Raw genomic sequence first — 8233 nt, forward strand, 5'->3', positions numbered from 1 at the left:
ACCATCGACGGACACGAACTCACCGCGACCACCCCGCCAACGGGGGAAGCCGCCGACATCATCGCCGCACTCCGGCCGGGCGTGGGGCACTAATCTGACACGATCCAGGTCCGGGCCTCGACCCACCTCACCCCGTCACGCCACGCCCGAGCGCCTCACCCCACCCAGAATGCGCAGAGCCACTTTGGTTGCGCCGACGGGTCGCGCCGTCTCAGTTCGCTTACGACGACGCGGCCGGCGCACCCAGCGCCGTCACGCGACCTCGGTCGACGGTTCCTCGGGCTCGAATAGGACGTTCAAGGCATCGCGTCCTTCTGCGCCCAGCTCGGTGAGAAGCGGAAGCGCGGTGCGCGCAAGCGTGGAGACGTAGAAGAGGGAGCGCGTGTGGCCAGATGCCGTTGCCGTCTGCATCTGGACACCCACTTCTCTGCCCTCAGCTTCGACGGACGCTCGAAGGACCGTTGGGTCTGCGCCGATATCTGATTCAAGCGCGATAAGCCGGTCATCGCCCGTAACGGATGTGCCGTCTTCGCTGGAGTAGTCCAGTCTGCGGTCACCGGAGCTTAGAGTCACGCGCATGATCTTCAGATCCGCGTCCTGCGCACGCTGAGTGAACACTCGGACAGAGGGAGACGCGTCAACACCATCGGAGGCGAAGTCCTCAATGCTTCTGGCAACGAACTCGACACGGGCCTTCAAGATCGCGAGTGAGAGCCGTCCATCGCTGACTGCCCACTTCGGCGCAGGGAGAGACACGCCGTCGAGGTCCACCGCCCTTGCGCCCTTCGCCTTCAGTCGAGGTGCGGCGGCCTTCATCAGCATCTGGAATCCGGCATGCTGCTCGGAGATAGTTATCCCGGCGAAATGAGTCAGCTGAAGACCCTGCGCAAGCCTGCTCCAAAACTTCACGTCGTCCACTTCGACCGTGTCGAGGAGAAGTTTGAGAGCCTCGGGCTGAATCGAGGTAGACGCGATGCCGATGCCGGGGAACGCGGTGCCGATCTGGCCACCGCCGATCCATGCCGCCTGGAGGAGCTCGGCGAGCTGGGCTGTCCGCCGGTCGTCCAACAGCTCAGTGCTCTCGCGGATAGCATCGCTCGTCGTAGTTACATCCCCAAGAAGCGCCCCTTCGAACCCTGAAGCGATGGTCGAGCCGAATGCGGCAGCGGTCCCCGGCGGGATCACGCCTGACCCACCCTGGAGCACCGCTCGCGCGGCGAGAGTTCCGATGGGGCCAAGATCGTCATCGGCGAGAGCGTCGATGCTCTGCGCTTCGGCGATGAGGGCACGCGACTGCCGAGACTTAGTCGCCAGGGAGACCCGGTCGACGACCTCAGCGGGAGGCTCCTCGGATAACCCCCCCAACGGAACAAAGATTGGGTCCCGGTCCCGGGCGAGTTCGATGTCCTCGGCCAAGTAGATCGGACTGTCGGACGTGCGGATGAAGACATGGCGCTCCTCCTTCTCGCCGCGCCACTGCAGCACCAGGTCCGGAGCATAGGTGTGGTTGAAGTAGCCGGTCCGCCGGACAGTTATCGCGGCGTCGGCGTGCTGGAACTTCGATGCGACTTCGTCTTGAACAGCGTCGATGGTCGACGCTGCATCAGTTGCGGAACGCTGAGTGGTGGACATCAGCTGCCTCCCTGCAGTGTGCGGATCTTCATGAGCTCGGCGCGGTCTTCAGTGCTAATGACGAGTGTCTCCTGACGGTCCGACAAGACGATGATCCAGACTCGCGTGGCGAGGTCGGCGACGATGTCGGCCCTGATCTGCTCCTTCGCATCGTCCTCGCTTACCTTTTCACCGAACACACGCTCGCGTTCGACCACTAACGCGTCCCGAATCGCCTCCTCACTGTAGAGCTCATTCCACTTCGAAATACGGAACGGATGCCACGTGATCCAGAGGAAGTGGTGCGCCATCCCCGGGTCGTGCTCTAGCGTGACGTAGCTCTGCGCGAGGAACTTGTCGAAGTGGTGACCCTGGTTGCCGGTGGAGTACTTCTTGCACTCCGCAAGGAAGGCCTCCTGCTCAAGTTCGCCACCGTGAAAGATCCCGCCCAGGTCGTAGGAGAACCTCTTTCCCCCGTGCGGCCACTTGTAGGAGAGCCTCCCCACCGCCACCTTGTCGTACACCGACCAGCTCGACTTCACCCTAGTGGTGGAGTCGAGCCACACCTTGGCGCGGCGAGCACCGTCCTCTCCCAGCTTCTGAAGCAGTTCGCCGGGCATGTCAGTCGATGGGGCGCGCACGATCGAATCGTATGGGGTAACGGCGAAATGTCGCGGATATCCGTGACCTTCGTCGCGATCTGTTCGGTCGCGCCTGCGACCCGCCCGACGGGTGTCGCTCAGCTGATCGCTTCACGACGATGCTGATGCCGATCTCCCCGTTGGAGTCGATGCTGCCGGTGACCGTAGCGAGTATGTCGATGACGAGTTGAGACCTGCGTCGGAGATTTTGGCTGCGCTTGCACGTTCGCGGGCGTGGCCAGGTTGGGTACTCCCAGTGGGTATCGAGTCCAGCCACAGAACCTGACCGTTCAGGAACGTTCCTGTTACCGCGTGGAGAGGTAGGTAACGGCTTTGGCCAGCTCCGCATCGTCTTCCGGCGACTTCCACTCGACTGCGTGGATTCCGGCATCTCGAGCTTCCTTCGTCAGGCGAATCGCGACAGGCGGGACGATCAGACCCGCACTGTTCCGAGAACCGGCCAGGTAGCCGCGCATTTGAGCTTCGAAGCGCGCGGTCGACTGGCGGCCCGGAGCCGCGCTGTACGCCTTGATTTCGACAATTACGTACCTTGCTCCGAACATCAGCAATGCGTCCGGGGCGCTCAAGCCGCCAGGAATAGTGAGGTTATCGGGAAACATCCGCACGAGCGCCTCGTGCACCTCGGCCTCGTACAGCAATCTCTTCACCGCGGTGGACTGGACGGGCGTATGTGCCGTCGCGTCGACATAAGTGCGACGCGCGGACAGCGCGTGCGACGTCGCCGAGGGGTTCGTGGCGACGTCCGATGGCTTGTCGTCGACTATACGTGCTGAGGACTTGGTCGCAGCAACGTCCATAATGGCGCCGACGGCTGTCTGTTGCACCTCGTCGCGCGCGCTGGATGCAAGCGCCTCGAAGGTGCTCAGCACGGCTGTCCACGGCAGCGGCTCGTCGGACGGGTCGGGCGGCACTGCTCTTCCAGCGACCCACTCGAATCGAGTCCACCACGCCCGATCTTCTTCGACCCTCCTCTGATGCTCGAGCGCGGCTTGGGGTTGTTTGACCTGACGGAGGATTCCACCGAGGGCAACGAGTGCAGCAATGCAGGCAAACAGGCCCGCCATCCCCGCGCTTCTCGCGAAGTCGGAAAGCCATAGGCCAGCCCCCCAGCGATGTGGTCGGTCGATGAAGAGGACCGCCGCGGCGGATACAGTTCCGGCGATGACCGACGTACCCACCACAATCCACGCGAGCTTCGCAGCAGAGACGCTTGAGGCTGGCGACGTCGGCTTCGGCATAAGGCTCACAATGCCCGAAGCGATCTATCTGCGGCCAGCTAGCGGCGCCCCGGTTCCGCCCGCCGCCCGCTCACCACAATCCGAAGGCACCGGCATTTCCCCCGTCGGCTTCCGCTGCGCCTGCGATGCATGACCACCCACTTTCCGAGATGCCCGCAGAGGGATCGGGCGATGGCGCCGCCCGGCGGCTGTTGCGTCCTCCAACTAGCGTGGAGCCCATGGATACAGGACTCTTGATCGCATTGGTGGGCGTCGGCGGGACGGCGTTCGGCGCGCTTATCGGTTCAGTGTCGACCGCCGCGCTCTCAGCCCGCAATGCGCGGAGGACCGAGAATCGGGTGTCCGTTCGCACCACAAGTAACGAACTGCTCTCAGCGCTCGGGGCGGTGCGGGCGGTGACGCTGCGCTCATTAGAGGTGGACTCGATCGGTAGCGAGGATGTCGCGGCCGCCGTCACCATCTGGGGTAATGCCGTGACCAGACGCGAAGGCCAGCTCCCGTCGGAGGCACGTCACGCCGGGCGCAGTATCGTCGACGCCCTGGCGGAACATGTTGGAATAGCCGCCCGTGCCCACACCGAGCCTAAGTGGGGCGCATTGCCTCTCAGCGGAGTCACTGAGGACGGTCGTGAGACTGCGATCGCTTACATCGACTACGTCGGCGAGTGGATCGGTCGGAGCGAGCAGAAGGGCGCCTGGCTCCCTGGTTCGACTCGCTATCACGTATGGGTTCGCGAGTATGAACGTCGACGCTCCGAACCGATGCCCAGCCGCCTTGATGCGATACTTCGTCTGCTCGCTCGCGAACGTGCCGCAGGTTGATTGACCGGCCGGCTCGAGGACGCAAACCACAGAGCCGCAACCGACGTGTCCACGCTTCGCGATGTGGCATTCGGTCCAGGGCAAATCGAAGCGCTCGACGCGTCCGTCGCCGACGGCCGCGTGGAGAGCCTTGCACGCGATGGTTCCACTTTCGGTCAGTGCCCTTTTAGGGATGGTCTAGTAGAGCCACTACCGCGGTAGCGAGAGCCTCGCTACTTCGCGACCGGACCGGTGGGGGACAACGGTGAGTCCGCGTCGGACGACGACGTTCGATAGACTGCGGCCGGATAGAGGAGTGGGAATGGCACGTCGTCGTGGGTTCTTTGCTGAGATGCAGCATCAGGCGAGGCTGGCGGACCAGCGGCAGCAGGCCGCAATACGTCAGCACGCGCAGGCCGTGAAACAGTCCGAAGCGGCGCAGCGTCGCGCTGAGCGCGCACAGCTTGCAGCGGAGCGGGCGTCCGAACAGGACAGGAAGCGGCTAGAGCGGGAGGCAGCGCAGGCGCACGCGGAGGCCCGCGTCGCAGAGGCCGAAGACGAGACGAGCGAGCTGCATGCTCGGTTCGCGGAGCTGGACGGGATCCTCGAAGCGACGCTCGCCGTCGACGACTTCGTGGACCTGGAGACGCTGCGCGCGGTTGTGGAGCACCCGCCGTTCCCGTACGCGCATTTGCGCATCGCCCTCCCGGCGCCTGCGCCAATTCCGGAGCCGCCGCTCCCTGTGAAGCAGGAGCCGGAGGCCGTGAAGGGCCTATTTGGGCGCAAGCAGAAGCAGGAACAGGCAACCCTCGCGGTGGAGCAGAAGTACGCGGAGGACTATCACGCGTGGAAGCAGGCCACGGACGAGTTGCCGGGACGCCGAGCGGCTCAGCTCGAAGCGCACGCACGTGCGGAGCAGGAACGGCAGGAGAAGCTCGCGGCAGCGGAGGCGACGTACGCGCAGGACAGCGCCGTCCGCGAACGAGATGTCGCTGAGCAGAATGAGGCGCTCGATCAGCTGATCGCGGGCCTCGGGTATGGCACGGTGGATGCTGTCCGAGAGTACGTGTCGATTGTCCTGGCCAACTCGGTCTACCCCGAGTGGCTCCCCGTCTCGCACTCGGCCGAGTTCGACCCCGCGAACGCGGAACTGGCGATGCGCGTTCTGATTCCCGGCCCTGAAATCGTGCCAGTGGTGAAGTACTACAAGTACACGAAGGCGACCGACGAGATCACGCCGGTAGCGGCAACGCAGAAGGACACGAAGGACAGGTACGCGGGTCTCGTGCACAATGTCGCCCTGCGGTCGTTGCACGAAGTGTTCGAAGCGGACCGTCGCGGTTTGATCAAGTCGATATCACTTGAGCTGGGCACCGAGACGATCAGTCCCGCTACCGGCCAGCCGACTTACGTGCTGTTTGTTGCTGTTGCGGCGAGCCGCGAGGAGTTCGAGAACCTGGACTTGTCGGCAGTCGTTCCGGCTGCGACGCTCGAGCACCTTGGAGCGGCGGTGTCGAAGAACCCGTACGCGCTCACACCGATCACCGCAGCCGGCGTTCGCCGCGCGCGATGACCCTCTCCTTCAATCCGCCTCCCGGGTGGCCGCAGCCTCCCGCCGGGTGGGTGCCCCCTGCCGGGTGGACTCCCGACCCCTCGTGGCCGGCCCCACCGGACGGGTGGCAACTATGGGTTCCGGACAACGATGAGGCAGTCGCGGCGCCGGGGGTCAGCAGCCCCTCTGAGGCGCCGGAAACTGTCTCATCTCCCGCCACCGACGGCAATGCGCGGGTTGCTTTTCTCGAAGCGGAGAATGCCGACCTGCGCGCTCGGCTCGCAACAACGGGCACCGATGAGTACGTCGTTCTCGACGACGCGCGCGTCCTCCAGGACGTTGGAATCTATCGGTACCACCACCCCCTTGAGACAGCCGCCGCTTACCAGGACGAGCTCAAGTCACTGGAGAGTGAGATCGCGTCCCTCGTGAACGCCGGCGAGGCGATCATCCGATCCGAACTGTTCACGCTCAACAACTCGCTGGCACAGGGTCGTCGAATGACTGATGACCTCGGAAAACTCATGCTCCGCGCGTACAACGCCGAGGTCGACAACGCTCTGCGCACGCTTCGCGCGGGGAATGTCCTCACGGCTAAGCGCCGTATCGAAGCGTCTCGCACCGCTATCGCGAAGCTCGGCAAGCTGATGGAGATGCGCATCAGCGACGAGTTCCACGAGCTGCGGGTTCGGGAGATCGAGCTCACGGCCGACTGGCTGATGAAGAAGCAGCAGGAACGGGAAGCGGAACGGGAAGAGCGCGCCCGACTTCGAGAGGAGCGGCGGGTCGAGCGAGAGCTAGCGGAGGAGCGTGCACGTCTCGATAAGGAACGGCTACATCTCCTCAACACGCTGGCGGTGCTGCAGCAGAACGGGCAGGAAGATCCGACTCTCGCGAAGCGACTCGCTGATGTCGACGCGGCCATCGAGCAGAACGACTACCGAGCCGCGAACATCCGCGCCGGGTACGTCTATGTAATCTCGAACCAGGGCGCGTTTGGTGCGAACGTTGTCAAGATCGGCCTCACCCGGCGACTCGAACCCCGCGAGCGCATCTTCGAGCTCGGCGGGGCGTCCGTGCCGTTCCGCTTCGATACCCACGCTCTGTTCTTCTCCGAGGATGCCGTAAGCCTCGAAGCCGAACTCCACCGGCATTTCGCGGACCGCGCTCTTAATCGCGCGAACAACCGCAAAGAGTTCTTCTTCGCGAGCCCCGCAGAGGTCCGCGACGTGCTACTCAGCAAGGTCGGCAACATCCTCGAGTTCACAGAAGACCCCGACGCTACCGAATACCGGCAATCCGTCGGCCTGTGGCCACCTCACAACTGAGTTGCGCGCCATTCCGCTACGGATTCGTTTGTCAGTTCCCGCCTATCTTGAGCAGCCGTGTGACAGCACGGATATTGATCTCGCACGAGCGAAGAAACAGAGTGCCGGTGCAGTGATGCATCACCCGTCGAGATTCTTCAAATGACGAGCATTTAGAACTGGCGGCTCATTCGCACGCGAGTCCATCTCCTTCGCCATCGCCGTTGTTGCCGGTGCCGTTGGCGAACCAGTCGTAGATAGCGGCCTCTGCCGGGTTGTCTCGGGAGAACGGACCCGTGGGGTGGCCGTTGGGGTTCTTCTTGAGCTTCGTGCAGGACGTGTACTGCTTCCACCACTCATCGACGGCGGGCAGCTGGTTGGCGGCTTTCTGAGCGGCTTGCTGCTCCGCGGCCGGTCTCGCTTGTTCGGCTGCGTCGGAGGCCGCTTTGCACGCGACGGTCGTCACTGTTCCGGCGTCTCCGAGGACTGCCATTTGCGCGGTGTGGTAGTCCGCTTCCCGAGGGCGCCATGGATACCCGTCGGTCGAGTCGTAGCGTGCGACGACGACGCCCGCTGGCAGGAGGGACGAAGCGACATCCACGCCCTGCGTCGTGTCGACGTAGCGGAGCAGGCGACCGTACTTGTCTTCCTCGTTCTCCCCGTCAGGGAGCGTCAGGGTGACGGTGTCGCCCTCGGGCAGAAGTCCGGAGACGTAGGACGAGGCGTCGTCGTAACCGCACTCCCCGCGCTCGGGTGCATCGATGCCTATGATCCGCACCGTGCCCGCACTTGTCCCGACAGTGTCGCCGTCGGTGACGGAGACGACCACCGCAGCCGCCGCGCCAGGGGGAGCCGAGGGCTCGCCGGATGAAGAGGTCTCGTGTCGCTCACAGCGCAGTCAGCAGCTGTCGCGCGATGGCCTCTCCGAGAGGGACGCAGGTATGAGTTTATTGGCTCTTCGGACTTTAGGTGGGGGTGGTGGGGTCGAGGCCGCCGGCGATGAGGAGCATGCGGAGTCGGTAGTTGTCGTAGTTGCGGAAGCCGCGGGCGACGCGGCGGGCGA

Annotated in this window: 8 protein-coding genes; 4 read left to right on the top strand and 4 right to left on the bottom strand. The window is 64.2% G+C overall.

What is annotated here, in order from left to right; genetic code table 11:
• Nucleotides 1-252: 252 nt before the first annotated feature.
• The 3 genes from G3N18_RS15030 to G3N18_RS15040 form a co-directional block, all read right to left on the bottom strand.
• A complete protein-coding gene (locus G3N18_RS15030; RefSeq protein ID WP_196385072.1) occupies nt 253-1632 on the bottom strand; it encodes a hypothetical protein in 1380 nt (459 codons plus the stop codon).
• Nucleotides 1632-2231: a hypothetical protein gene (locus G3N18_RS15035; protein ID WP_196385073.1), complete on the bottom strand. Its 600-nt coding sequence runs from the start codon at nt 2229-2231 to the stop codon at nt 1632-1634. Before G3N18_RS15035 ends, G3N18_RS15030 begins: the two co-directional genes overlap by 1 nt.
• Before the next feature lie 326 nt (nt 2232-2557).
• Nucleotides 2558-3337 carry a hypothetical protein gene (locus G3N18_RS15040; RefSeq protein ID WP_196385074.1) on the bottom strand — a complete coding sequence of 260 codons (780 nt, stop codon included), beginning with the start codon at nt 3335-3337 and terminating at the stop codon, nt 2558-2560.
• A 97-nt stretch (nt 3338-3434) separates the two neighbouring features.
• On the opposite strand from G3N18_RS15040, the gene G3N18_RS15045 reads away from it, so the two are divergent.
• The 4 genes from G3N18_RS15045 (at nt 3435) to G3N18_RS15060 (ending at nt 7191) form a co-directional block, all read left to right on the top strand.
• Nucleotides 3435-3644, top strand: a complete 210-nt coding sequence (locus G3N18_RS15045; RefSeq protein WP_196385075.1) for a hypothetical protein — start codon at nt 3435-3437, stop codon at nt 3642-3644.
• A gap of 85 nt (nt 3645-3729) precedes the next feature.
• Nucleotides 3730-4332, top strand: a complete 603-nt coding sequence (locus G3N18_RS15050; RefSeq protein ID WP_196385076.1) for a hypothetical protein — start codon at nt 3730-3732, stop codon at nt 4330-4332.
• Between the two features lie 301 nt (nt 4333-4633).
• Nucleotides 4634-5884: a coiled-coil domain-containing protein gene (locus tag G3N18_RS15055; protein ID WP_196385077.1), complete on the top strand. Its 1251-nt coding sequence runs from the start codon at nt 4634-4636 to the stop codon at nt 5882-5884.
• Nucleotides 5881-7191 (top strand): SNIPE associated domain-containing protein, encoded by a 1311-nt coding sequence (locus tag G3N18_RS15060; protein ID WP_196385078.1) that lies wholly within the window; start codon nt 5881-5883, stop codon nt 7189-7191. The genes G3N18_RS15055 and G3N18_RS15060 overlap by 4 nt, the downstream gene beginning before the upstream one ends.
• A 166-nt stretch (nt 7192-7357) precedes the next feature.
• Here the strand turns inward: G3N18_RS15060 and G3N18_RS15065 are convergent, their stop codons facing one another.
• Nucleotides 7358-7999, bottom strand: a complete 642-nt coding sequence (locus G3N18_RS15065) for a thermonuclease family protein (protein WP_196385079.1) — start codon at nt 7997-7999, stop codon at nt 7358-7360.
• Between the last annotated feature and the right edge of the window lie 234 nt (nt 8000-8233).

This window comes from Microbacterium paulum, from assembly GCF_015707995.1.
GTDB classification, from domain to species: domain Bacteria; phylum Actinomycetota; class Actinomycetes; order Actinomycetales; family Microbacteriaceae; genus Microbacterium; species Microbacterium paulum.

Bases quoted from the DNA above. Each gene is read 5' to 3' on its own strand.
- G3N18_RS15050 (WP_196385076.1), top strand. From the start codon at position 3,730: ATGGATACAGGACTCTTGATCGCATTGGTGGGCGTCGGCGGGACGGCG.
- G3N18_RS15030 (WP_196385072.1), bottom strand. From the start codon at position 1,632: ATGTCCACCACTCAGCGTTCCGCAACTGATGCAGCGTCGACCATCGAC.
- G3N18_RS15035 (WP_196385073.1), bottom strand. From the start codon at position 2,231: ATGCCCGGCGAACTGCTTCAGAAGCTGGGAGAGGACGGTGCTCGCCGC.
- G3N18_RS15060 (WP_196385078.1), top strand. From the start codon at position 5,881: ATGACCCTCTCCTTCAATCCGCCTCCCGGGTGGCCGCAGCCTCCCGCC.
- G3N18_RS15040 (WP_196385074.1), bottom strand. From the start codon at position 3,337: ATGGCGGGCCTGTTTGCCTGCATTGCTGCACTCGTTGCCCTCGGTGGA.
- G3N18_RS15045 (WP_196385075.1), top strand. From the start codon at position 3,435: ATGACCGACGTACCCACCACAATCCACGCGAGCTTCGCAGCAGAGACG.
- G3N18_RS15055 (WP_196385077.1), top strand. From the start codon at position 4,634: ATGGCACGTCGTCGTGGGTTCTTTGCTGAGATGCAGCATCAGGCGAGG.